General features: G+C 40.0%; 22 protein-coding genes and 1 other RNA gene. 8 read left to right on the top strand and 15 right to left on the bottom strand.

Annotated elements, in window-relative coordinates; all coding sequences use genetic code 11:
* From H6G69_RS16260 to cobU, 15 genes are all read right to left on the bottom strand, one after another.
* Nucleotides 1–546 (bottom strand): two-component system response regulator (locus H6G69_RS16260; protein ID WP_190689030.1); only part of this gene is annotated, 546 nt, incomplete at its 3' end.
* A gap of 905 nt (nt 547–1451) precedes the next feature.
* Nucleotides 1452–2612 carry a hybrid sensor histidine kinase/response regulator gene (locus tag H6G69_RS16255; protein ID WP_190689027.1) on the bottom strand — a complete coding sequence of 387 codons (1161 nt, stop codon included), beginning with the start codon at nt 2610–2612 and terminating at the stop codon, nt 1452–1454.
* A gap of 114 nt (nt 2613–2726) precedes the next feature.
* Entirely contained in the window at nt 2727–3173 is a 447-nt protein-coding gene (locus tag H6G69_RS16250) for a response regulator (RefSeq protein ID WP_190689019.1), read from the bottom strand.
* The gene (locus H6G69_RS16245) at nt 3121–5424 is read right to left on the bottom strand and encodes an ATP-binding protein (RefSeq protein WP_190689015.1); all 2304 of its coding nucleotides are present in this window, start codon (nt 5422–5424) and stop codon (nt 3121–3123) included. The genes H6G69_RS16250 and H6G69_RS16245 overlap by 53 nt, the downstream gene beginning before the upstream one ends.
* Before the next feature lie 439 nt (nt 5425–5863).
* The gene (locus tag H6G69_RS16240) at nt 5864–7321 is read right to left on the bottom strand and encodes a dolichyl-phosphate-mannose--protein mannosyltransferase (RefSeq protein WP_190689003.1); all 1458 of its coding nucleotides are present in this window, start codon (nt 7319–7321) and stop codon (nt 5864–5866) included.
* Between the two features lie 126 nt (nt 7322–7447).
* Nucleotides 7448–7861, bottom strand: coding sequence for a preQ(1) synthase (gene queF, locus H6G69_RS16235; protein WP_199336042.1), 414 nt, complete (start codon nt 7859–7861; stop codon nt 7448–7450).
* A 116-nt stretch (nt 7862–7977) separates the two neighbouring features.
* Nucleotides 7978–8373 (bottom strand): hypothetical protein, encoded by a 396-nt coding sequence (locus H6G69_RS16230; RefSeq protein ID WP_190688994.1) that lies wholly within the window; start codon nt 8371–8373, stop codon nt 7978–7980.
* A gap of 162 nt (nt 8374–8535) precedes the next feature.
* The gene (locus H6G69_RS16225) at nt 8536–8922 is read right to left on the bottom strand and encodes a phasin family protein (protein WP_190688992.1); all 387 of its coding nucleotides are present in this window, start codon (nt 8920–8922) and stop codon (nt 8536–8538) included.
* Nucleotides 8923–8947: 25 nt separating this feature from the next.
* Nucleotides 8948–9044: signal recognition particle sRNA small type (gene ffs / locus H6G69_RS16220), an RNA gene on the bottom strand.
* A 37-nt stretch (nt 9045–9081) separates the two neighbouring features.
* Nucleotides 9082–9348: a YciI family protein gene (locus H6G69_RS16215; RefSeq protein ID WP_190688991.1), complete on the bottom strand. Its 267-nt coding sequence runs from the start codon at nt 9346–9348 to the stop codon at nt 9082–9084.
* A gap of 202 nt (nt 9349–9550) precedes the next feature.
* Complete coding sequence (locus H6G69_RS16210; RefSeq protein WP_190688989.1) at nt 9551–10579, bottom strand: cyanophycinase; 1029 nt, start codon at nt 10577–10579, stop codon at nt 9551–9553.
* A 164-nt stretch (nt 10580–10743) separates the two neighbouring features.
* Nucleotides 10744–11931: a glycosyltransferase family 4 protein gene (locus H6G69_RS16205; RefSeq protein ID WP_190688987.1), complete on the bottom strand. Its 1188-nt coding sequence runs from the start codon at nt 11929–11931 to the stop codon at nt 10744–10746.
* 561 nt (nt 11932–12492) lie between these two features.
* Nucleotides 12493–13458 carry a ribonuclease Z gene (locus tag H6G69_RS16200; protein WP_190688985.1) on the bottom strand — a complete coding sequence of 322 codons (966 nt, stop codon included), beginning with the start codon at nt 13456–13458 and terminating at the stop codon, nt 12493–12495.
* Nucleotides 13459–13752: 294 nt separating this feature from the next.
* On the bottom strand, nt 13753–14184 hold the full coding sequence (locus H6G69_RS16195; RefSeq protein WP_190688983.1) for a hypothetical protein: 432 nt from the start codon (nt 14182–14184) through the stop codon (nt 13753–13755).
* A 128-nt stretch (nt 14185–14312) separates the two neighbouring features.
* A complete protein-coding gene (cobU, locus tag H6G69_RS16190) occupies nt 14313–14867 on the bottom strand; it encodes a bifunctional adenosylcobinamide kinase/adenosylcobinamide-phosphate guanylyltransferase (RefSeq protein WP_190688979.1) in 555 nt (184 codons plus the stop codon).
* Nucleotides 14868–15426: 559 nt separating this feature from the next.
* Between cobU and H6G69_RS16185 the strand changes: the two genes are divergently transcribed.
* The 8 genes from H6G69_RS16185 (at nt 15427) to H6G69_RS34680 (ending at nt 24693) form a co-directional block, all read left to right on the top strand.
* The gene (locus H6G69_RS16185) at nt 15427–16869 is read left to right on the top strand and encodes a DUF4394 domain-containing protein (RefSeq protein WP_190688975.1); all 1443 of its coding nucleotides are present in this window, start codon (nt 15427–15429) and stop codon (nt 16867–16869) included.
* A 341-nt stretch (nt 16870–17210) separates the two neighbouring features.
* The gene (locus H6G69_RS16180; protein ID WP_190688972.1) at nt 17211–18026 is read left to right on the top strand and encodes a hypothetical protein; all 816 of its coding nucleotides are present in this window, start codon (nt 17211–17213) and stop codon (nt 18024–18026) included.
* Nucleotides 18027–18160: 134 nt separating this feature from the next.
* Complete coding sequence (locus H6G69_RS16175; RefSeq protein ID WP_190688969.1) at nt 18161–19093, top strand: glycosyltransferase family 2 protein; 933 nt, start codon at nt 18161–18163, stop codon at nt 19091–19093.
* A gap of 15 nt (nt 19094–19108) precedes the next feature.
* Nucleotides 19109–20050, top strand: a complete 942-nt coding sequence (locus H6G69_RS16170; RefSeq protein WP_190688966.1) for a glycosyltransferase family 2 protein — start codon at nt 19109–19111, stop codon at nt 20048–20050.
* 270 nt (nt 20051–20320) lie between these two features.
* Entirely contained in the window at nt 20321–20890 is a 570-nt protein-coding gene (gene hpsU, locus H6G69_RS16165) for a hormogonium polysaccharide biosynthesis acetyltransferase HpsU (RefSeq protein ID WP_190688963.1), read from the top strand.
* 242 nt (nt 20891–21132) lie between these two features.
* Nucleotides 21133–22218, top strand: coding sequence for an ABC exporter membrane fusion protein (locus tag H6G69_RS16160; RefSeq protein WP_190688960.1), 1086 nt, complete (start codon nt 21133–21135; stop codon nt 22216–22218).
* Between the two features lie 14 nt (nt 22219–22232).
* Complete coding sequence (locus H6G69_RS16155; RefSeq protein WP_190688956.1) at nt 22233–23441, top strand: FtsX-like permease family protein; 1209 nt, start codon at nt 22233–22235, stop codon at nt 23439–23441.
* A 19-nt stretch (nt 23442–23460) separates the two neighbouring features.
* The gene (locus tag H6G69_RS34680; RefSeq protein WP_190688952.1) at nt 23461–24693 is read left to right on the top strand and encodes an ATP-binding cassette domain-containing protein; all 1233 of its coding nucleotides are present in this window, start codon (nt 23461–23463) and stop codon (nt 24691–24693) included.
* The last annotated feature ends 11 nt before the right edge of the window (nt 24694–24704 follow it).

Genomic DNA, 24704 nt, shown 5'->3' with positions numbered 1-24704 from the left:
GACTAATACTCTATCGGCTTGGAGAAATTGGCGTACTTGTTGCGCTGTCTGGTGCAGTATTTCTTCTAGTTTGAGAGATTGACGAATTCTTAATGCGATTTGTGCTATTAGTTGTTGTTGCTCTTGGCTTTTTTCTAACTGTTGTGTTAACTTGATGCGCTCTACGGCATGACGAATTGCACTGTGTAAAGTTTTTGGATTGAAATGATTTTTGACTAAATAATCCTGAGCGCCGTTTTTCATAGCACTCACCGCAATCATTTCATCTCCGGCTCCTGTCAGCATGATGACCGCCGACTTGTTGTTATTGAGGTTTTCCCTGAGTTGCCTGAGAAATTCTAGTCCATCGTCATCGGGCATTAAATAATCCAGCAAAATCGCATCTGGGGTGTGTTGCTCACACCAGGAAATTGCTTGTTTGGTTGATTGAAATTCTAAAATTTCATAATTATTTAATTTATCGTGCTGCAAATACTGTCGGTAAATATAACGATCTACTGCACTATCATCAATTAGTAAGACGGTGAGAGGAGAGTATTGATTCATATACATCTCCTATAAATGTTATGGGTCATCAGCAACAAATTGTAATTTTTCATTGCCTAAATTAAAAAATCTTTTTAAATTTTGTTCGCTCAATAAGAGTGTTCCCGGAAAAGACCTCTTAATCACTAACAACTCATATACTTAAATAATTTTTGATGGCAGAATTTGTGTAAGTAGTTGGTTGATGAGCCAAAACAGCCGCAATAGTAACTTCTCCCCTGCTCCCCGGCCTGCCTTCACCAGTAAATTTCTGATCCGAACGTATTGCCAGAACGCCAGAGGATTTCTGGTAAAGCCAGTTATTTACTCGATGTTGGCATTTATGCAACAATACGGTTCAGTTAAGAGAATAGTAGGTTGGGTGTAGCGATAGCGTAACCCAACAAAGTATGCGTGAATGTTGAGTTCCGTTCCTCCACCCAACCTGCACCAGTCTAAGTTGTTGCCTTAACTGAACTGTATTGATTTATGCAATAGAATGTACGGATGGTAAGGATGTACCAAAGAAGCCATTGTTAAGTTATGTTGTATTACTCAATACATGAGAATTACACTTTGTGATACTTCTTTTGCAAGTAGATCAATATTGAGTTATTTTTTAAACTGCAAGTAATAGCACATTTTTAGGGGAACGGCTGAATAATGCTCCTTTGCCGTTCACCTTTTTTAATATTTATTAGTCAGATTAATAAAAGTTTGTATTGCCTGGCACATGAGGATAAAATTTTTGCCTACTTCTGAAGATGGTAGACACAATGTCTGGCAATTGAATAGGCTATCAATGGTAGGCTTGTGTTAGCTCAGATTTAGTAACAACTAAGTCAGGCAATTATTTGATTTTTATCAAAGTGCGATCGCCTGCTCAATACTAAATCTGAGTATTCCCTGATAGTAAATTACTATAATTACAGTTTAATTAAAGGTAAAGTGACAATAAATGTAGTCCCAATTTCTACTTCGCTATTGACTCTAATTTCCCCTCCATGAGCATCTACGCACTTTTTCACAATTGCTAAACCTAAACCAGTTCCAGGAATTCTGCCGACATTTTCGGCACGTTGAAAAGGTTGAAATAGCCGACTCATGTCTTGTGGAGGAATACCAATTCCCCAATCTTGAAATCTAAATATAACTGAGTTTGCTTGACCAATTAATTCAAACTCAATTTTGCCATTAGCGCGGGAATATTTAATGGCATTGCTCAGTAAATTACTTAAAATATGGCGTAGTAAGGTTTCATCCCAGACAGCTTCACCGACTTCTCCATAACTAGTAAAAGTTAAGCTCAGATTTTTATCTTTCAGATTTAGTTGCACTTGTTCTACTAGTTGACGACATAATATTTCTAAATCTAATGGCTCTAGGTCACACTGAAATTTACTAGAATCAGCCTTACCAATGAGGGAGACTTCATCCAACATTTGCGCCATACTTTTGATGGCGGTACGAATTATTTGTAAATGATTACGTTTTTTTTCTTGAGTTAATTTATCTTCATTATTTTGGAGCAATCCAGCCGCTAAAAGAATTGTATTTAAAGGTTGGCGGATATCGTGAGAAAGCATCGAAACTAATTCCGAGCGGAATTGGTTAATTTCGTTGGCTTTGACTAGTTCTGCTGTGCGTTCTTCAACGCGCACTTGCAATGTTTGATTAACTTGTCGTAATGTTTCTAAAACCTGTTTACGCTCGATCGCGTAGCAGATAGAACGCACTAAACCATTGACGTTAACGTGACGCTTGACTAAATAATCTTGCGCTCCTTCTCTGACAGCTGCAACTGCCAATTCTTCGTCGTTAGTATTTGTGAGTACCACAATGGGCACACTAGGCGCGCAATTAATCAAGACTGGCAAAGAAGACAATCCTTGACTGTCCGGTAAGGTCAGGTCTAGCAAAATAATATCGTAGTTGTCAGTTCTGAGTTGATTGAGTGCTTCTTGTAATCGCTTGACATGAACTAGCACAAATTCTTTAGCATCGGCTTGCTGCAAAAACTCTTGCATTAACCTAGCTTCTGCCAGATTGTCTTCAATTAACAAGATTTTTACTAAGCTTCCAGCCATAGTTTTTTATTTCAAGCCCTGGGAAGTTTTGAGTGCTGAGTGCTGAGTGCTGAGTGCTGAGGAAAAATATCTTATTCAGCACCCTTACACCCTTACACCCTTACACCCATCTGGTTACTCTGACGGTAAGGTGACGGTAGATAGCCAAAAATCTTCGATACCTTTGACTATTTGAAAGAGTTGGCTGAGGTTCCGAGATTTTGTAATGTAGCAGTTGACATGCAAGTCGTAGCTGTGAAAGATATCATCCTCGTTTTTTGAGGTTGTCAGCACGACTACCGGGATACGTTTCAGGAGTGGGTCGCTTTTAATTTCTGCTAAGACTTCTCGACCATCTTTCCTGGGTAAGTTCAAATCTAGCAAAATCAGGTCGGGGCGAGGAGCATCGGCGTATTCACCTTCTTGGCGTAAAAAGGCCATTGCATCCACGCCGTCTCTGACTATCACGACTTCGTGGGGGACTGCGCTATTTTTCAATGCTTCTTGAATTAAGCGGATATCGGCTTTATTATCCTCGACCAAAAAGATGGTTTTGGGCTTGTCTTCCGTTTCTACGCTCACGCTCGCGCCCTCCAACAGGAATTGTAAAGTAGAAGGTAGCTCCCTCACCAAGTTGTGATTCTACCCAGATGCGACCTCGATGACATTCGGCAATTTTTTTACAAATGGCTAAACCCATACCCGTACCAGGATACTCATCTCTGGTGTGTAGGCGTTGGAAGATGACAAAAATGCGATCGCTAAATTTGGGTTCTATACCGATACCATTATCGCGTACCCAAAACAACCATTCATCTTCTAATCTTTCTGCACCTACATGAATTCGTGGTGGTTGGTCGCTACGGAATTTGATGGCGTTAGCAATCAAATTTTGAAATAGCTGCATTAGCTGGGTACTCCCAGCCATGACTGTTGGTAAGGGATCATGGGTAATTATAGTGCCTGTTTCGGCAATACGCTGCCGTAAGTTGCCAAGAGCGCGTTCTAAGGCGGTTTCGACTTCTGTTAGTTGAAATGCGATCGCTTGGGTATCGACTTTGGAGTATGCTAATACGTCATCAATCAAAGTCTGCATTAAACTCACTCCCTGAACGGCGAAGCTAATAAATTCTTTCGCGTCTTCGTCCAGTTCTTCGTTATAGCGCATCTCTAATAACTGCACGTAATTTGCTACTTGATTTAGTGGTTCTTGCAAGTCATGAGAAGCGACGTAGGCAAATTTTTTCAATTCGGCGTTAGAACGTTCTAAATCTTGGGCTAATTGAGCGAGTTCATCGGCTTGGCGCAAGACAATATTCACAATTGCTTTTCGCAATTCTAGGGCGGCTTTAATTTCGACATATTGCCAAGGTAAAGATGTGAGCTTAACTGTTTCTTTCCACAATTCAAAAGATTTGCGGGGACACAGGCGCACATCGCCATCTGTTTGATTTACTTCAAATGCTTTATGGGGATCACCGCCCCAATTCACTGTTTGAATAACTTCAGGACGGAACCACAACACATAATTACGTTTAGAAATGGGAATTGCTAATAAACCACTCGCAACGTTTTTAAATTTCTCGGCATCAGGATAAACCTGTGGCAAAGAATTTGTATAAAATACTTCTTCATCGACGTTATTCTTTAACCACTGTACCAAAAAACTCAAGTCTTCTTCGGCGGGAGTTTCACCTATAAGTGTACAGCGATCGCCAAAACAAACAGCCGCGCCTTTAGCACTAGTTAAATCTAAAAGATTCGGCTGGTGTTTAACTAAACCATCGATAAAGTTTTCCTCTTGAGACATATATTCAATTAACAAAGATTGAATATGTGTCAAACTCATCCGATAATCGTAATCTTCTGTTTCTTCTCTGGCGGAGATTTCTGCAAATATTACTCTTCCTAAAAATTCGCAGGCTTTTCGCAATTCATAAGAGACTAATTTCGGTGTTTGATGATGACAAGCAATCAAGCCCCAAAGTTTTTGGTCTTTAATTAAGGATATCGTCAAAGAAGCCCCCACACCCATATTGTGTAAATATTCAATATGGCAAGCCGCCGGACTTCGCAAAATCGAATTTGTTAAATCTACAGAATTTTGATTAGCTAAATTATTACCCGCAATCAACTGTACTGGTTCTGCCTTGGCATCGGGGATAATTCTAATAGAATTCGAGGCAAATAATTTTCTCGCTGGTTTAGGAATATCAGACTCAGGATAATGTAACCCTAAATAAGGTTCGAGCGTTTCTAGCTTTTCTTCAGCTACAACTGAACCATGTCCATCATGGTCAAATTTATATAACATTACCCGGTCAAATCCGGTTACTTTCTGCACTTCTTGAACAATTATCTGGCAAAAATCCCTGAGCGTTGAAGTTTTTTCCAACTGGTTAATAGAAGCTTTTGCTAGATGATAAAAACTTAAAAACGGGATATTTTCTTGAGAAAGTGCTGGTTCTAATTCTAAAATCAACAACCCTTGTGAATTTCGATGGAAGACCGCATCGAAAACTACATATTCATCACCTTTTTTTCTAAACCAAAGTTTTGTAGGGTTAATAAATTCCAGATTATCGGCGATTAACCCAGCTTTAATTCTGTCAATTTGAAATGAGTCGAGTAAATCTTCTAGTCTTTTTTGCAACATAATTTCGGGTTCAATCCCGAAAACATTCCAAGTATTATGACTAACTTGTAATATTTGTAATTCTGGTTCAGCCAATACCAACAAAACTCCGTGCGGCTGTATCTGCCCACAAGTGTGAATCGGAGCTTCTTTTAAGCTCGTAACATTAATACTAGGAAGTTGTAAGTTTAGTTCCATTAGGATTCTCCTGATTGCTAGGGAGCATCAAAAGCAATTTCTAAATAGGTTTTACCTATTGAATTGAGCACTTTATGACACTTCCTAGATGTAAGCTTGTATAATTTTGCTTCTAGGAATTATTTTGCTAGTTATCGCTAAGGATAGAGATAGAGTTAAAGCTTTTGTCTATATTCTGACTACCTTAACTACTGTGAGAAAAAATCAGAAAGCTGAAATATAAAATCTTTCTTTATTTTTTCATCAATTGTAGTTTTTATTGATGCCTAAATGTTGATACCTCGGTTGCGTTTTCAGTCTAACAGCCAGGCTCTTTAAATACCGATAAGAAATGTAAAAAATATGTGATTAATCACACTGTATATATGTAGCAGTATTAAGGGTTAATTGCCCAGAGGTTACAGGTGATATGTAGAAGTTATTTTAATGCTAAATTGGCTCAAATCCAAGAGTTAAACCACATCCGCAGTCTATATCCTTCGGATGTAATCGGTAAACCTAAATAAATGGGCAACCAAAACACAAAAGCCGCTAAAATCATCAAAGAGATAGCAACGCCAATCACTGGCAACGGAGGATAATAGCTCCGTAGACACTGATCCACAAACCAAGCGATCGCTAAAAATGCAAATACCACAGCTGTCATATAGTGGTAAATAAAAGCGCAACGCGTCACTTTGATCCAAGGTGCTAAGTTAGTAGCATAATTGACCACTAAGTACAAAGCTATCCATGTATCAACTGTTAAATGTTTTGGTAAAATCAAACGTTTTTGCTGTTGCCAAAACTTTACCATTGAGGCAATTAACATCCCTAGCAAAAATACAATCGCCGCAATTCCAAACCACCACAAAAAAGGATTGCCCATTGCATGGACATCATAAACAATTTTTCCGGCATTAGCAGGTAAATTTGGCCCGAAAACAGGTAAGGGAGCGCTAGCACTTTGGGCTGTTTGATAGTAGTATGCCATTGGTCGCGTCAACAGCGGCCATTTATACCAAGCAGCACAGTAAGGATGCACTTGAGCATTATTACCTCCTAACCGTTCATGAAAAGCTAAAATTTGTTTGTGAACTTCTATAAATCCGTATTTTGTATCTAGTTTTAAATGAGGAATCCAAATGAGCCGATAAATAATCGTTGGGATAATTCCCAGAAACAATAACATCTGCCAACCATAAAGTTGTGTGAGCTTTTGTAATGGTGAGGATGCTGGTTGATTTAATTCTTCGTCGCCATTTGATGGATTGATTTTTTTGGCTAAAATTTGCCATATCCAAGCAAATATCCACAAAAAATAAATTCCCGCTAAGAAAAATAAACCATTCCATTTGGTAGCTACTGAACAACCAAAAGCTACCCCAGCTATAAATAAAAATAATTGACGTTTTTGTTTTTGATGATTTAATGCCAGCAGCAACAACAACTGCCCCAACAAACCAAAGATAACTATATATATATTGATCAGCGCGTAACGAGATTCAACGATAAATATGCCATCAAGAGCCGTAAACAAGCCGGCAATTAAAGCAAAGCTACGGCGCGAACTTAATTGATAAGCAATTCCAGCTATTAATAAAGGGATAAATGAACCGCAAAAGGCATTCATCCACCGATAATCCCAAGGCGATCGCAGTGAACCTGTCAGCCCATTCACGCTATCATGCCAAAATGGGATATGACTACCCAGCCAAATTCCCAGGGCAATCATCAGTTTTCCCATTGGTGGATGACCATCAAAAAAGGAAACATGAACAAGATAGTTATTACCAAACTTAGCGTAGTAAACTTCATCAAACACTAAGGTGTTAAACCTATCTAAGCCCCAAAATCTCAGAGCCAGCGAGAGGATAAATATACTTACTAACCCAATGCGAAACCAATTTTTAGTCATCGATCAATTATTAGTTAGTCAATAAGTCCTATGTTATTTTCCCCCTTGTCTTGATTTTCTTAAAAGAAAATTTTTAGGGTGAGCATTGCCCACCCTAACATGACTTACCTATGATGCGATCGCCAATTATTTCTGATGTTTGACTTCAATCACTGTATGCACATTACCACGGGGAGCAAAATCAGCCTTGACTGTAATTTCTAAGGGGTCACAAGCTGCCACCAAATCATCTAGTATTTGATTTGCTGATTCTTCGTGGGATATATAGCGATCGCGGTAACTGTTAATATAGAGCTTCAGTGCTTTTAATTCCACAACGCGCTCATCCGGTACATAGCTGACATAGATTGTCGCAAAGTCAGGATAGCCAGAAAACGGACACTTACAAGTAAATTCTGGCAAACTAATTTCAATATTATATCGCCTACCAACACGCGGATTCGGAAAGGTAATTAATTGTCCTTCCGCAATCTGGCGTTCGCCATACTTAACTTCTTGCTGAGGCTGAGTTGCAGTTTCAGCTAAATTTTCATTAATCATTTGTTATCTGTCATCGGTCAAGGGTCAATAGTCAATAGTCAAGGGTCGTTTGTCCTTTGTCAATTGTTATTGGCTAAAAGCGCGCTCTTGCTGAGTAAAAGGTCTTCCTCTGCACCTTACTCTTGTTCCCAGTCGGGACAATTCCCATCATCCCAACCGTGGGGGTGCATAGCACAAACTAATAAATTACCGCCATAAACTTGACCGTGATAATTTGTACAGCCGATGCAAGCAGGGTTTTGTTCTGGTGTGGCTTCTACTGTATAAGGAAAACCCGGATCTGCATCTATGACGACATCTTCGAGATCCCAGTATATTTCTAACAAAGGCGCAGATATCTCTTGCAAATACTGTTCTACTTCAGCAGCCAGGTTGTTTTGGGCTTGCTCAGTCAATTCTTCTGTAAGGTCAAAAAAGGCATCTACCATTTCACTCATTCCTTGAAAGAATCGATCTACTTCCTCGGCCACTGTCTCCATGATTCCCATTAAATCTTTCTGCCATTCTTCCATAAATTTGACGCTCTTCCTGGCTGTAAAATTAGGATACAATACTTAAATTCACCCAAATTAATGTACGCTCGGTATATTTTAGGCAGCGTAGAGGCAAAATTTTTGGGTGGTAGCTACACCAAAATGCTATTCACTACTAATGCTGAAGATAAAGAGTAGCTTTTACTGATCGCGTTGCAATCTTTTTAACTCTTCTTGCAGTTTTAGCACTTGGTCGCGCAAGTTATCCACATTTTCCGTTGAGGTCTCTTTTATAGTTGGCTCTTCGTCTTCCTCTAAAATTTCGATGCGGCGAGGTTCCGAAGGAGTTGTTTTTTCTGAGTTTTCATCTGGTGCAGGTGCTTGCTGTTGCGCTTGCTTCATCATATCATCCACAAAGCGCCGGGCTTCTTCCGTGTTCATCTCGCCCCGTGCTACCATTTCGTCTGCCAGTTTTTGGACTTGCGATCGCAATTCTGCTAATTTCCCTCCCGCTTTCTCACTTGCGTAAGAAGCTAATCCAACACCGAGGTAAAAAGCTTTTTGTACAATATCTCCAAAACCAGGCATTGCTGCTGATCGCTCCTAAAAATAGGGCGACCCGGAGACTACGCCTACCACAAGCATCCTGTATTGCTGCTACCTTCCGGTTCTGACAAGGTTTAGGCGTTGAAGTCGCGTAGATCCAGGTCTAAACAAATCATAACACTAAAAGTCAGTATTTGTGTCCTACTCGACTACAATTTTCCATTCATAAAGCTTGTAGCTGACACAGCCATTTTTTACCAAGGGGTCAAGAGCCACAATTGCTTGTGCTTCATCTATCGAAGCTGCCTCAAACAGTAGCATCCCGCCGCCCATTTGCGCCCAATAGCCTGTACGGGCTTTGTGTCCTTTGGTAATTAAGTCTTTTACATAAGCGTTGTGGGCAGGTACATATTGGTCAAAAATAGGTTTTTCTACTTTTCCTTCCTCAATTTTCACAAACCACGGCATTTTCGCGGCTACCTCTTGCTACAAAATACTTCTGTTCTAAGTTATTACTATTTTGAGGAGTCAGTGATCGCAACAGACAGGAGATAGGTTCAGCGATGTCCGACTTAATATTCTGTCACAAGTTCGTCGAACTCTTATGGGGTAGCAATTTTGCTGCCTCAACTTTACGTTTACCTTCTCCTGCCTCCGCGTTAAAAAACTCTTAGTAAGGATCTGAATTAAACCTCCCCCGCTTCACACTTCTAAAGTAATAACCTCGACTAGGTGGGTTTCTCAAATCGAAAGTCTCACCGCTAGGAACGCGCCAAATTTTATAGTCGTGATAAGTTAGCGGCGTACGAGGTTGGCAAACTTCTGGTGGGTGATCTCCTAAGACAAAATAAGCGGCATTCCTACCCATCACCTTCGCAAAACCATATTTATCAAGCACTACCGATGTTTCCTCACTAATAGCTATTCCCAAAACACGGTTAGCTTTGCCATCTTGAATTTGCCGGGCAATAAACGCCATAATTCGACCCATCCGTTTACGGCTATCAAAGTGGGTATCAATGATAGTGCCGCGCAAAGGACTCCATTGAAAAAAGTCGTATGTAAAGGTGATATTGCGATAAGGGTCTTCTAGAATTTCTCTAGTTTCAATGCTGTCTTCGCAAGCGCAAGAATCATAAACATATTCACTATGAATCATTGCACCTGCACTTGTGCCACCAATGCCGCCACCTCTAGCATAGACTTCGCGCACAGCGTTTTCGAGTTTGGTATTTTTCCAACTGCGGATATATTGGCATTGGTCGCCGCCTGCAAAGAAAATTACCCCAGCTTTTCGCACCTTGGCGACAACATCATCTCTGTTGGCATCATTGCGGTTGCTAATAATTAAAGTCCTGACAGAGTTCACACCTCTCATGCCATCAATCAGGTGATTGTAGTCATCACTACCATAGGTGCGAATTACTACAACATCAACTTTCGGACTGTTACTACCGCCCCTAACTTGATCAATCATCCATTGAATTGCTTTTTCGACATCCGGCCCGCCCCCTCCCAAATTCAACACAGGGCCAGCCAAGTGGGGTAGCGACGACGGTAGAACAACATCAACAGTGTTGTCAAGGAAGTGGCGTTTCAGGTATGCTGTAAGACGGGTTATTAAACTGGCTCCCATCTTAAACAACACAGTTCCCAAATTCTTCCAGAACTTTGCTATATCTGGGAATGCCTTCGTCATACTAACTTTTTAGAGCAAACTGCATTTACTGTTTACTCTCGCATCAGCAGGCTGGAAATTCCCAGCGTACAGGGCTTGTAATGTTTTTTAACGCAAATTAACCCAGCGTAATAATTGATTCTCGGCACTGCTGGGCGGTATCCGCAGTTTTACATTGTATTGAATTACCAATTAACTTGCGATCGCTCCTGCACCACACGCTGATAAACTGAGTGAGTTTGCTGGGCTATTTTTTTCCAACAAAAGCGGCGTTGTAAATCCTCATAAGCATTATCCACCAACCATTGCCGATATCCAGGATTTTTCAAAACCTCCAAAATTCCCCACGCCAAAGAATCAGGGTTATTTACCCAAGTGACAATCCCAGTTTTGGTATGCTGAACAACTTCCGGGAAACCACCACTATCAGAAACAACTACCGGAACGCGTGAAGCAAAGCTTTCTAATGCCACAATACCAAAGGGTTCGTAAAAACTAGGAAATACCGCACAATCAGCGATTGTTTGAAATTTATCTAAGTATTCATCAGATAAAAAACCAGTGAAATAGCATTTATCCCAAATCCCTAATTCTGCAGCTTGCCGCTTAAGATGATCGGTATTACCACCACCAATAATCACAAACTTAACGTAACCACCCATTTGGGATAGCACTTTCGGTGCGGCATTTAATAATACTGGTACACCTTTTTCATAAGTCATCCGGCCGACATAGTAAACAATTTTTTCCCCATCTTCGGCAAATTGACGACGAAAGTCTTGAGCATGAAAATCTTGATGATGCTGTTTCTTTTCGGGACGGATACCGTTATAAATCACATCGATTTTATCCCAAGGACTGCTGAGGGCGCGTTCTACTTCCCGACGCATATAGTCGGTACAGACAATAATGCGCCAAGCATCAAAGGCGAGTAAGTTTTCTTTGCCGTGAATGTAGCGTTGAATATCGTTATGAATCCCGTTGTAGCGTCCGTGTTCTGTAGCGTGAATCGTCGCAATTAGGGGTATTTTAAAATTATGCTTGAGTGATATCGCCGCATCGCCGACTAACCAATCATGGGCATGAATTAAATCAAACGGGCCTTCCTCAGCGATTAATTTACCACCGTGATGTCCCATACTTTGGTTCATATTCACCACCCAGTGGAAAAAATCATTGCCTGCGGCCACTGGTACGCGATGTACATTGATACCTTCAACTACCTCATACATCGGTGCTTGGCCAAACTCCACAGTAATCAAGTGGATTTCATGTCCCAGTTTCACTAGTTCTGGATACAACTCCCCTACGTGTCGGGCAATACCGCCTACTATTCTTGGTGGAAATTCCCAACTTAATACCAGTATTTTCATTTACTAAACTCTCCAAAGTTTTATAACATTCTCAGCAACTAGATTTATCTAAAAAATACAAGGGGGAGAAATCACTTGAGTCACTATGTTTACTAAAGTTTTCTATTTTTTTAACAATTGTCTGGATAAATCACAGAGTAACAAGGTTAGGACAATTCGCAAAGTCCTCGGGAAACTTTTTAGATTAATCTATAAAATGGCAAGATGGGGGGAAGTATCTCACCCCTCTTTTGAAATCCCACAATGGATTTAGCAAAAAATTATCTACCGATTGAATTTGCTTAAAGTTTTTGTGACTATTTTAACTAATTAACAAACCGGAAATTAGGTAATAGTTAACAAAGTTAAAGACTTTTGATTGTATCTTTTCTTTTGAGCAATTGCTATCTTATTAGGCTGCCATCTGCTATACCCTAAGTGTCAGGATTCAGCACACAGAAGTCAGAAGCCAGAATTTAAAAGTAATTCCAGATAATTAGTCGATTGTGATCGAGAAGGATGTGATTAAATTTTCCAACATTCTAGCTTCTAGATTCTGACGGATGTATACTTACCCGTAAGTTAAGACTTGACTTCTAATTCTGTTAACTTGGCTTCTCTGCGTCGTGGTACTTCATAGGTCATAAAATCGTAAGCCATATCTGTGCGGGGAAAAATGGCCCTCGCTTCTTGCAGTAAGTCTTTCAAATCTATGGGGTTGCCGGGAGCGTAACGAGGGCTAAAATGAGTCATAATTAACCGATGCGCCCCAGCAGCTAAGGCTGTTTGGGCTGCCATTGTGGTTGTAGAGTGTAATCGCTGAAAAGCCATATCTGCATCTTGATGGGCAAAGGTGGCTTCATGAATTAACACATCGGTATCTTGGGCTAATTCCACTGCGCCTTCAGTATAAATAGTGTCTGTACAATAAGCGATTTTGCGGCCAATTTCTGTAGGGCCGCAAAGTTCAGTGCCTTTAATCACGCGCCCATCAGTTAATGTCACTGTTTCCCCGCGTTTGAGTTGACCGTAAATCCGGCCTGGGGGAATTTGCAGTGCTTTAGCTTTATCAATATCAAACCGTCCGGCGCGGTCTTTTTCCGCCACTCGATAACCAAAAGCCGTAATTCGATGATGCAATTGGCCACAGGTGACGGTGAACTCATCATCTTCATAGATTACGCCTGGACGGATGGCATGAACTTTGATGGGATAGGAAAAATGTGTGTGCGAGTAGCGAGATGCAGATTGAATATACTCATTTAATCCTGGCGGCCCGTAGATATCTATTTTGTCTACATTGCCAGCTAAACCACAACTAGCTAAAAGCCCCATTAAACCAAAAATGTGGTCGCCGTGCAGATGAGTAATAAAAATTCGGGAAAGTTGGCTGATTTTTAGGTCACTTCGCAAAATTTGATGTTGAGTACCTTCACCACAATCAAATAACCACAGTTCCGCCCGTTGTGGTAATCTGAGGGCGACACTGGAAACATTACGCGATCGCGTAGGTACACCCGAACTTGTCCCTAAAAATGTTATCTGCACAGCGTTTTTTGTTTTCCTATTGCTGGTTTTGGCTCTTTATTTTATTTTGTCACTTGTCCTTGATTCTTTGTCATTGGACATTAAATCAGCAAAATTTACTCAATATTAAAATACCGCAGTTTTTGAGATAAACTACGGCGCTCCACCTTTGAAAATTGGCGTTGCATAAATGCGGGATGAATTGAGATGTTTAACAAAAATAAAATATTGATTCTTCGCGCCTTTGCGCCTTTGCGCGAAACAAAAAACATCCCACTAATCAGCAATGCCTGAAAATTCAAGAGTCAACAAATTTTATTTAGTTTTTGCCGCCAGATTTTCTAAAAGCCGATCCCGAATTCCTATTAATCGTTCTTGGCTATTCACAGCCGAACGTGGTGCAGGTAAATCGGTATTAGGCCAGCCTGGTAAATTACTACATGGACAGACTTCTGCGGGCATTCCCACATTTTTCATGGGTACTGGCATATTACAACGACTGCAAGGCATCAGTTCCCATGCAGGCGTAAGTAATTGGGCAATAGTTTCGCTAGTCCCTTCGAGATAACAGTCACCGGACTCTGACGAGATAATTCTTTGCCAACAGTCTTCAAATTCTTGGCTATAACGATCACCTCTGTAAACTGGTTGAGGTAACAAGTGCGCTACCCCATTACCGACTACTACTCTCTTACCTAACTGAAACCAGTAGGCAAGATATTTTTTTACATCTTCTTGGTTTGCCATACTCTGATTGTACATTCGGTATGAGGAGGCTTACTCTGCTGATCTTATTAATTTTCTATTAAAAATTTGCCCTTCAGAAGACATACAAAATAATAAGCAAGTTGTCTTAATTTTTCGTAAAAAATAGTTTACATTTCATCATTTATGACTTGAGGTAGAGGTGTACCCAGCACACTCAAATTCAAAGCATAACCACCAGTCACCAAATAAACCGCTTCACAGACTGCACTTAATTGCCGGACTACTGAACCCAAGCGATCGCGGAATTGTCTGCCAATCGGATAAGCTGGAACTACGCCCCAACCTACTTCTTCCGCCACAAACACCATATCAGCAGCAACTAGTTGTACCGTATCAATCAACTCTGCAATTGTATTTTGCCAGCTAACTTCATCTTGCTCTAAAAGATTAGTTACCCATGTTCCTAAAGAATCAATTAATAAGCAAGTATTCGGCTTGGCATCAGCCAAAGTAGTAGATAACTCTACTGGTACTGCTAAGGTTTCCCAATTTTGCGGACGACGTTGTTGATGTGCTTGAATGCGCTTTTGCCATTCTCTATCCTCAGGGTTTTCTCTAGCTGTGGCTACATAAACAACTTTTTTACCTGACTGCATGGCTAGATGTTCGGCCCATTCACTTTTTCCTGACCTAGCAGGCCCTGTAATTAAAATGACACTCACAGATGTTTCCTAATACCTTGATTCTGCTTAGAATTATCAAAAATACATTTATTCATATTAGTTACAACCAAAGAAAAATTAATAAATTTTTACTCACAAAGCATTCTCACCCACACCCTCAATTCTTCGCCTTGTCTGACACGGATTTTGCCTTCTGATAACAGTAATGTATTTTACTAGCTAAACTGTCATTTTCTTAAACCCCTACCCTTGAAAGGGTGTATAGCAGGAACTTCATTAACACATAAAAATCTTGTCCAAGTTTTTTTGTACAAGAGAGATCCAAATCTTCAAAGTGGTCGTAATCCTTATTAGAGAAGAGCAAAGCTCAAGAAAGAAAACTACTATTGTCTTTCTTTAAAAATCCAGAATTTACTATACAGTCAGGCTGTATATACAGAATTAAATTCTGTAGAAAGCTGCCGATTAATAACCTATGTATAGTAACACTAAATTAAAGATTATTTGTCTAAAATTAGTGATCAAATATTGCAATTAATGATGAATTCCGGATGATGAATTTTGCTTTCTCAAACTACACAAATAACTGGAGATTTTGATGAAAACAATCTTAAAAACAACTGCTCAAAAATTATCGCTTTTATTAGCAGTTGTGCTGTTTTGCTGTGTAAGTCTACTCACCAATGTAAATTCAGCTTTTGCTCAGGTGACTACATTTCCAGCACCTTGCTCGGCTTTACCGACTAACCAGCAAATTTTGGCTTTGGATAGTAACAATAATCTATTCACCTATAATCCGACTCTTGGCAGTTTCAGTAATCGAATTCCAGTGACGGGAATTAATGGGACATTGCAAGGTATTGATTTTCGTCCAGCCAATAATCTACTTTATGGACTGACGGATACAGACCAAATTTATGTGATTGATTTCAACACTGGTAATAGTAAGTTAGTCAGCACTTTACCAACTAGCTTCGATGGTGGATTTCAATCGCTGATGGACTTTAACCCTGTTCTCGATGCACTACGTTTGATAGGTAGTAATGACCAAAACTTAGCAGTTGCCAACGGGGCTAGTGGAGAATTAAGTGTGACAAATCCGCAATTGTCCTTAGTGTATGCTGATGGCGATCGCAATGAAGGTGTAGACCCCAATATTACGGCTGGAGCGTATAACAACAACGTCAATGGAGCTAGGCAAACCACACTCTTCAATATTGACTACGACAAAGATGTATTGACTGTCCAAAATCCCACTGCTAATGGAATTAATGCCACTATCGGTTCTCTAGGCGTGAATTTTGCTCCTAACGCGGGGATGGATATTTCTACCAATGCTCAGGGAGTGAATACAGCCGTCGCAGTTTCCGGCACAACTTTATATTGTGTCAATCTGAATACAGGTGCAGCTACTGTCATTCCACCTTTAAATCCCTCACTGCTCCCTGGAGTAATTTTCCCTGTGATTAATGGTGGCTTCATTGATGTTGCTGTCTCTACAGTTCCACCGGTACAGAATAATCAACCCACCATTTCCAGTTCTACACCTGCTAGTGGAATTGTCGGTACACAGGTGTTTATTACTGGGACAAATCTCAGTAATGCAGAGGTATCATTTAACGGTATCGGCGCAGAAATTTTATCTTCTTCGCCAACTTTAATTACTGCAATTGTGCCACCAGGAGCAACTACCGGGCCATTTACTGTCAAAACATCTGCCGGAATTGCCACCAGTTCTGGAAATTTTACTGTAATTCCCGCACCAGTGCCAACGATTACAGGCTTTTCTCCTTCTAGTGGACGAGTAGGAACAATTGTGGCTATCCAAGGTCTGAACTTTCCGGCTGCTGGAACTATCAATAATGTCACATTTAATGGGTTTAATGGTGTTGGGGCGGTAATTCAAAGTGTTGAGCCTAACCAAATTAGAATAGTTGTGCCAGTGGGAGCTACCACTGGTAGAGTGAGACTAACTTATGTTGGCAATGATGGTGCGCTCAAATTTGTGACCAGTCCTACTGAATTTATTGTGACTCCATAACAGTTTTTGACATTTAACCACAATCAAGAGTTGTCATCAGCGAGAGATTAAGGTCTATTGCTGATGACAACTGTGATTTATATATATGAATACGGATCATGTCCAGACGCGATATATCACGTCTCTATCAGCAAAAAATTTAATACTTCTCAGACATCCTCGGATAACCCTATCAGTTTCATGTTCTTAAACTAAAGTTTTGAGTTTGTTGCCAAGATATTTTCCCAGATAAATTAGCACCAGCATTAATTTGTGCCAAAATTAGCAAAAGCTAAAACTCCCAACACACCACTGTGAACAATGAAACATCACAGGGGGCAGCACATTTACAGGGTATCTTTATGAAAACAGGTCTAAAACGAATTGAGGCGACTCTACACGATTTAGTCAATCGTGAGAATGTAACTGTCGAAACAGGTGAATCGCCGAAGCGTCCCGTATCTTTTAGAATTAGTGTTTCTGGCAAAGAAGCTACCACCGATAAAGTTGTCTCGGAAGATGTGGAGAACACGCAAGTAAAAACTCCAGACAAAATTGAGGTAGAAACTCAAAAAGATGTCACTCTTGAACAAAATTTATTTTCTACGCATCAATCTGTAGAAACATTCCCCGCCCAAGAAAACGGCGGGAAAACACCTAGCTTACCCAAATTTAAAACTCCTAGCTTTAGCAACCATCGCCACGGTGCTAATCCAGCTTTAGCCATGAATTTGCTGCAAGAAATTCAAGTTCATGTAGCTGGTTGGCAGTACGAACTCCAAACTATTCTGCAACAAATTCAAGACCTTTATTTGGAAGGGCCGCTAGTGAATGGATGGTTAGAATCTAATCCTAAAGACCCAGAACAAGCGGGAACAGCGACACTGCGCCATGCAGAGGTAGACCAGCTGATGAACTACGTAGAAGAAATTTGCACAACTGGCTCTCAGGACGCTTATCAATTTTCCCGGACAGGGTATCGCCTTTGTGGCTTGGATGAATCGGGAAAAGTTTGGTCGCGCCCATGTCCACCCGATCAAGTGGCTACGGTTAGTATGGCTATAGCCAGACATCAAAAATTACGTCAATTGTTGGGACGCAAACAAGATTTAGAAACACGCCTGAGTCAGTTAGCTGAAACTTTGGTAGTTTTACACAGCCATATTCAACAAGCATAAAGATTTAAAGACTATTTCCGAAGAAACGCGGTTGGTGGGTCTGGATTTTTTGTTATAGATTAGCACTGAGCAGGCGACCGTTGGATAGAAGATTGTAATCTAAAATCCAAGGGTGACAACTTAATTTTAATCCTATGCCAGACATCCAAATCTCTGCTATTATCTGCACTCACAATCGTGATACCTATTTAGGTGCTGCGATTGATAGCCTGTTGGCGCAGGATTTTGCGGCTGACTTTGAGGTGATAGTGGTAGATAACAACTCAAGCGATAGCACCCGCGAAGTTGTAGAACAAAGAGCCTGCAATCCCCGTTTAAAGTATATCTTTGAACCCACCACCGGGTTATCGGTGGCGCGTAACACTGGTGCTAAAGCTGCTAGTGCCGAAATTCTCGCATATTTAGATGATGATGCTGTCGCCAGCGATCGCTGGTTGCAAGTATTGTATTCTGCATATCAGAATAACCCAAAACTAGCGATCGCCGGTGGCAAAGTCACCCTTTTATGGCCGCCCAATATCCAACCACCCAAATGGCTATCTTCTGGGTTATCAGGCAATTTGGGAGCTTACGATTTGGGAAACAGCATAGTTTATATCCAGCAGCCAGGGTTAACCCCCAGAGGCTTGAATTATTCCATTCGTCGGAGCTTTTTGGCAGAAATCGGTGGTTTTGATCCCCATCTCGGACGAGTCGGAAAAAACCTGTTATCTAACGAAGAACTGCAAATGACAGAATTTGCCCTTGGGCGTGGTTGGCAAGTCGCCTATCTGCCTGAGGCGTTAGTGGCTCATAACGTTGCACCCGAAAGGCTCAATCGCACTTGGTTTTTAAATCGTGGTTGGTGGCAAGGTATTAGTGAATGCTATCGAGAACAACTTGCAGGTAAAACAGGTATTGGCCAGTTACAACGCGGTGGCGAGCGCTTGATTCGGGGTTTATATAAAACATTACAGTATTTTTCCGACCCAGCAGAACGCTTCGACAAACTCGTTTATACATATTGCCAGATAGCTTATTTAAATGCGGCGATTCAGGGTTTATTATCTACATCCAATAAAAAGTAACCAATAACAACATATATGTCAAAAATTCCCGTTTCTGTACTTATTCCTGCCAAAAACGAAGAAGCCAATTTACCAGCTTGTCTTGCTAGCCTGCAAAGAGCAGATGAAATATTTATTGTCGATTCACAAAGTAGCGATAAAAGTATCGAAATTGGCAAAAATTATGGTGCTAATGTAGTTCAGTTTCACTTTAATGGACGCTGGCCGAAAAAGAAAAATTGGTCTTTAGATAACCTACCTTTTCGCAATGAATGGGTATTGATTGTCGATTGTGATGAGCGAATTACACCAGAATTATGGGATGAAATTGCTCAAGCGATCGAAAGCAATGAATTTAACGGTTATTATCTCAATCGTCGGGTATTTTTCTTAGGTAAATGGATTCGCCACGGTGGTAAATATCCCGATTGGAATTTGCGGTTATTTAAACACAAAATGGGGCGTTACGAAAACCTAAATACTGAAGATATCCCCAACACAGGCGATAACGAAGTTCACGAACACGTTATTTTACAAGGTCAAGTGGGCTATCTCAAAAATGATATGCTCCATGAAGATTTCCGTGATTTGTTCCACTGGTTGGAAAGACACAATCGCTATTCTAATTGGGAAGCCCGTGTTTATTACAATCTGCTGGCTGGTCAAGATGAAAAAGGCACAATTGGCGCAAACTTATTTGGTGATGCAGTTCAACGCAAACGCTTTTTGAAAAAAGTTTGGGTGCATTTACCATTTAAACCATTCTTGCGCTTTATTTTGTTCTATATTATTCAACGCGGTTTCTTAGATGGCAAAGCCGGGTATATTTATGGACGTTTATTAAGTCAATACGAATATCAAATTGGCGTGAAACTGTATGAATTACGCAACTGTGGTGGTAAATTAAATACAGCTAGCACCGCTAAATCTGCACCACCATCTTTACCCCAAGAGAAAAGTTTGAAGTATGAAGTATGAAGTATGAAGTATGAAGTATGAAATGAAGAAACCTAGGTAGGAAGCTTGAAAGCTATTTATCATGGGTGCTTTATTTAGATATTGAATGTTAGGGATTGGGTTTTGTGAATTGCAACCCAGTCCCTATTCTTTGATTAACAGTTGACCAAGCCCCGTTGGGGCAGGTGTAGGAAAGAAAAAGCCCCAACAAACAGTGGGATCAAAGCCCCTTGCAACAACGTTTTCACACTCAGCCACACACCCTTGTTATTGACAAATGATAAATGAGCCATGACTAATAACAATTCTTTTGTAGACTTACGCAAGTATGACCAATCCTGGTTTGACCGGGGTCGCCCTAGCTGGTATATTTTGCTGTGGTGGCTTGTACAGGCGATCGCTTTTCCCTTAACGCTACACCCTTCGAGTAATCTGCGTTGTTTCTTGTTGCGACTGTTCGGTGCGCGCATTGGTAAAGGTGTAGTCATTCGACCAACTGCTCGTTTTACTTTCCCTTGGAAAGTTACTATTGGTGACTACAGTTGGATTGGTGATGACGTAGTTTTATACAGTTTAGATGAGATTTGTATCGGTGAACATTGCGTCATCTCGCAAAAAAGTTACTTATGTACTGGTAGTCATGATATTCATGACCCAGCTTTTGGGTTAAAAATAGCGAAAATTACCATTGGTAATGGTGCTTGGGTAGCTACTGATTGTTTTGTTGGGCCAGGCGTAGAAATTGGCGCGAATGCTGTAATTGGCGCGCGTAGTAGTGTGTTTACTAGTATGCCAATTGGCCAAGTATGTTGGGGAAGTCCCTGTCGCCCTCAGTATCCGCGATTAAGGGAACAGAGTTAAAACTATTATGAGGGATTTCCCAGAAATAAATTAGGCGTTGCATAAATGCGGGATGAATTCAGATTGCTGTTGAGTTTGCTGGCAAAGTGTAAATATAAATCCTAGTAATAATCATTACCTCAAATATTTAAAAAGAGAAAAATACCAGTTGATTTACGCTGGTATTTTTTGCGTAATAGAACTGAAATTAAACTAAATATCTATTGTTTATTAAAGGTTTTAGCACTTAAGTTGGAGTAAGTATGACGAATTTTTTTATCTCAGGTTATAAAAGTAAAAACACTAAAATATTTGTATTTTTTGCTACATTGTTTACTTGCGCGATCGCTGTTAGCAAAGTCAAAATCCCATCAATAACCAAAAGCAACGAAACTATTACACCTCAGTCAGTGGTTGCACCTCCAGTAGTACAAGCTGTCACGGCTTTAGGACGTGTGGAACCAGAAGGGGAGGTGCGGCGAGTGTTTCCGGCTTCGACAACAGAATCGGCGCGAATTCAACAACTACTAGTAAAGCAAGGAGACTGGGTAAAGTCAGGACAAGTGCTAGCAGTTTTGGATAATTATACGCGTCGTTTAGCGGCGGTGAGAATGGCAGAACAAGAAGTCCAGGTAGCGCAAGCTCGTTTAATGCAGGTGCAAGCGGGGGCAAAACAAGGAGATTTACAAGCTCAAAAGGCAGAAATAGGGCGATTAGAAGCAGAATTAAAAAATACGCAAGCTGAAGAATCACGCTATCACATCTTGTACAAAGAAGGAGCAGTTTCAGCTTCGCAGTACGATAGCAAACGCCTACAGATGGAAACTGCACAAAGATATGTCAATCAAGCGCGAGCGGCGTTGAATAGTTTGGCAGAAGTGCGTCCCGTAGATGTGTATTTGTACCAAGCACAAGTCAAAGAAGCCAAAGCCAAAGTCATACAAGCTATGGCAGAGTTGGATTTAAGTATAGTGCGATCGCCACAAGCTGGACAAGTCTTAAAAGTCCAAGCTTTTCCCGGCGAAATGGTAGGAACCCAAGGCATTTTAAGTTTAGGAAATACAACAAAAATGGTAGTGGTTGCGGAAGTTTATGAAACAGATATCCGCCAAGTACATATAGGAGAAACAGCAACAATTACCAGTCCCAGTCTCACAAAACCACTACTAGGAAAAGTCGCCCAAATAGGTTTAGAAATTGGTAATCGCAATGTTTTAGATACAGATTCCACCACAAATATAGACGCTCGTGTAGTAGAAGTGAAAATTCTCCTAAATCAAGAAAGTAGTCATATTGTTGCAGGTATGACTAATCTCAAAGTTGATGTAGCCATCAATATACAACCTTAAACAATTGCTCACTCATGATTCAACGTTATTTAAGAGAATTGCAAAAAATTCCCATTGCTTTGTTGCAATTAAGATATCAACGCAATCAAACTATTGCAGGTGTGATTGGCATTATTTGTATTACATTTTTGCTATTTATGCAGGTAGGGCTAAGAAATGCGTTTTTAGAAGGTGCATTACAATTACCTTTAAATTTTAATGCAGATATTGTTGTAATTAGCTCTCTTTCATCAACGGCATTACAACCAGTAACTTTTTCTTCTAGACCTTTATATCAAGCATTAGCACTTAAGCAAGTAGAATCTGTTGCACCGCTTTATATCACTTCAACTCAATGGTATGACAAAAACAATTCCGTTTATCGGATTAGAGTTAATGTGATGGGCATTTCTTTAAATGTGCCAACACTAAGTTTGCCAGGAATAGAAGCAAATCTCCAAAAACTCAACAAGCAAAAATTTGCTTTATTTGACCAAAATGCGAGGAATGAATTTTATCCCATTATTGCCGATGTTAAGGCAAAAGGAGAGTCTTTAGCAGAAATCCAAGTAGGCAATTCTAGCTCGTTAAGAGAGCTTAGAGTTGTGGGACTATTTAAATTAGGTGTGAATAATGCTTATGATGCTAGTTTTATTACCAGTTCAACAACTTTTAGTGAATTATTTGGCCGGGATGAGACTAAAATAGATGTTGGCTTGATTAAATTAAAGCCAGAGTTTAAGTCTGACGAGAATATAGAACAAACTGTTAAACAATTAAGAAGTTATTTACCCACAACTATTAAAGTATTCTCCAAAACCGAATTAATCCAACGAGAAAAAGTATTTCACGAAAATAATTCACCAATGGGTTTTATCTTTCGGTTTATTTTAATTATGGCTGTGGTTATTAGTATTTTTATTTTATATCAAATTCTTTATGTAAAGGTGACACACAACCTTGGTAATTATGCCACTTTAAAAGCTCTAGGTTTTAGCCAACAATCTTTAGTTTCTGTAGTTATTCAAGAAGCAATTATTTTAGTAATTACTGGATATATCCCTGGCTTAATTTTATCTTACCTTGCTTATGATTACCTACTTAATGTGACCAAGATATTTATTGAGATGTCTTTAGGTGTAGCTTTATTTGTTCTGTCGTTAGTTAGTCTCATTTGCCTGATATCGGCAGGACTTTCTTTATTTAAGGTTAAAGATGCAGATCCAGTAGAGATTTTTAAATAGTTTAATAATTATACAATTTATGAATCCGGTTATTAAAATTCAAGAACTGAATCATTATTATCAAGAAGCAGGCAGAAAAAAACAAATTTTATTTGGAGTCAATTTAGAGATTAATCCCCAAGAAGTTGTAATTTTAACGGGAGCTTCTGGTTCAGGCAAAACGACACTTTTAACTTTAATTGGCTGTCTGCGTTCTGTGCAAGAAGGTAGCCTAAAAGTGTTAGAGCATGAATTAAAAGGGGCTAGTGAAGTTGAGCGGATGAAGCTAAGACAACGTATAGGTTATATTTTTCAGCATTTTAACTTGCTGGATTTTATGACTGTGCTTCAGAATGTAATGTTGTCTTTAGAACTACAAAAAAATTTCACACCAGCAGAGGCAAAACGCAAAAGTACGGAAATATTGCAAGCAGTAGGTATGGGAAAGCACTTAAATGCTTATCCAAGGGATCTTTCTGGTGGGCAAAAACAAAGAGTAGCCATCGCGCGCGCCCTCGTTCACCGTCCACCGTTGATTTTAGCCGATGAGCCAACCTCTGCTTTAGATCGGCACACCGGACAAGAAGTCGTTGAATTAATGACAGCCCTAGCAAAAGAACAAGGCAGCGCTGTTTTAATTGTTACTCATGACAGCCGAATTTTTAATATTACCAATCGCATTGTGCGGATGGAAGATGGTCAACTAGATTTAGACTATCAAGGTCGATTATCTGTTGCCCTACCAACTTTAACAGATAAACAATTAACAGATGTGATTCCCAAAATCAACATCTTGAAATTTCAACCAGGTGAAATTGTCTTCCGTCAAGGTGATTTAGCTGATAAATTCTATATTTTGATGGAGGGAGAAGTAGACGTAATTCAAGAAGATCCAGGCTCAGAACCAAAACTATTAAGAAAATTGGGGCCTAATAGTTATTTTGGTGAAGTAGGTTTATTACAACAAGGTAAACGAACAGCAACAGTCAAAGCCGCAGATAGCACACCCGCAAAAGCTATAGTTTTTGAACGTACTGATTTTCAAAAAATGATGCTTAATTCCGAAATGACTTCTGCACTTTTAAATTATCAAGCCATTAAAATTGAGCAAAGAGAAGCCAAAACTCGCCCTAGTGTATATCAGCAGCTTCCCCTGGCTAATAAAGAATTACAAATCCTTGAGGATTACTGTAGGCAAACCTCAAGGAGTAAAATTGATGTTTTGAGTGAGTTAGTTAATCAACTACCAACGCAAATTAAAGATAGTGAATAATAACTGTTATT

Origin of the sequence: Nostoc sp. FACHB-110, assembly GCF_014697425.1 — a bacterium.
In the GTDB taxonomy this organism is placed as follows: Bacteria; Cyanobacteriota; Cyanobacteriia; order Cyanobacteriales; family Nostocaceae; genus Nostoc_B.
Note: the sequence above shows the minus strand (reverse complement) of the source record. Positions and strands in the feature narration are given on the sequence as shown.

Bases quoted from the DNA above. Each gene is read 5' to 3' on its own strand.
- H6G69_RS16255 (WP_190689027.1), bottom strand. From the start codon at position 2,612: ATGGCTGGAAGCTTAGTAAAAATCTTGTTAATTGAAGACAATCTGGCA.
- H6G69_RS16245 (WP_190689015.1), bottom strand. From the start codon at position 5,424: ATGGAACTAAACTTACAACTTCCTAGTATTAATGTTACGAGCTTAAAA.
- H6G69_RS16240 (WP_190689003.1), bottom strand. From the start codon at position 7,321: ATGACTAAAAATTGGTTTCGCATTGGGTTAGTAAGTATATTTATCCTC.
- queF (WP_199336042.1), bottom strand. From the start codon at position 7,861: ATGATTAATGAAAATTTAGCTGAAACTGCAACTCAGCCTCAGCAAGAA.
- H6G69_RS16230 (WP_190688994.1), bottom strand. From the start codon at position 8,373: ATGGAAGAATGGCAGAAAGATTTAATGGGAATCATGGAGACAGTGGCC.
- H6G69_RS16225 (WP_190688992.1), bottom strand. From the start codon at position 8,922: ATGCCTGGTTTTGGAGATATTGTACAAAAAGCTTTTTACCTCGGTGTT.
- H6G69_RS16215 (WP_190688991.1), bottom strand. From the start codon at position 9,348: ATGCCGTGGTTTGTGAAAATTGAGGAAGGAAAAGTAGAAAAACCTATT.
- H6G69_RS16210 (WP_190688989.1), bottom strand. From the start codon at position 10,579: ATGACGAAGGCATTCCCAGATATAGCAAAGTTCTGGAAGAATTTGGGA.
- H6G69_RS16205 (WP_190688987.1), bottom strand. From the start codon at position 11,931: ATGAAAATACTGGTATTAAGTTGGGAATTTCCACCAAGAATAGTAGGC.
- H6G69_RS16195 (WP_190688983.1), bottom strand. From the start codon at position 14,184: ATGGCAAACCAAGAAGATGTAAAAAAATATCTTGCCTACTGGTTTCAG.
- H6G69_RS16185 (WP_190688975.1), top strand. From the start codon at position 15,427: ATGAAAACAATCTTAAAAACAACTGCTCAAAAATTATCGCTTTTATTA.
- H6G69_RS16180 (WP_190688972.1), top strand. From the start codon at position 17,211: ATGAAAACAGGTCTAAAACGAATTGAGGCGACTCTACACGATTTAGTC.
- H6G69_RS16175 (WP_190688969.1), top strand. From the start codon at position 18,161: ATGCCAGACATCCAAATCTCTGCTATTATCTGCACTCACAATCGTGAT.
- H6G69_RS16170 (WP_190688966.1), top strand. From the start codon at position 19,109: ATGTCAAAAATTCCCGTTTCTGTACTTATTCCTGCCAAAAACGAAGAA.
- hpsU (WP_190688963.1), top strand. From the start codon at position 20,321: ATGACTAATAACAATTCTTTTGTAGACTTACGCAAGTATGACCAATCC.
- H6G69_RS16160 (WP_190688960.1), top strand. From the start codon at position 21,133: ATGACGAATTTTTTTATCTCAGGTTATAAAAGTAAAAACACTAAAATA.
- H6G69_RS16155 (WP_190688956.1), top strand. From the start codon at position 22,233: ATGATTCAACGTTATTTAAGAGAATTGCAAAAAATTCCCATTGCTTTG.
- H6G69_RS34680 (WP_190688952.1), top strand. From the start codon at position 23,461: ATGAATCCGGTTATTAAAATTCAAGAACTGAATCATTATTATCAAGAA.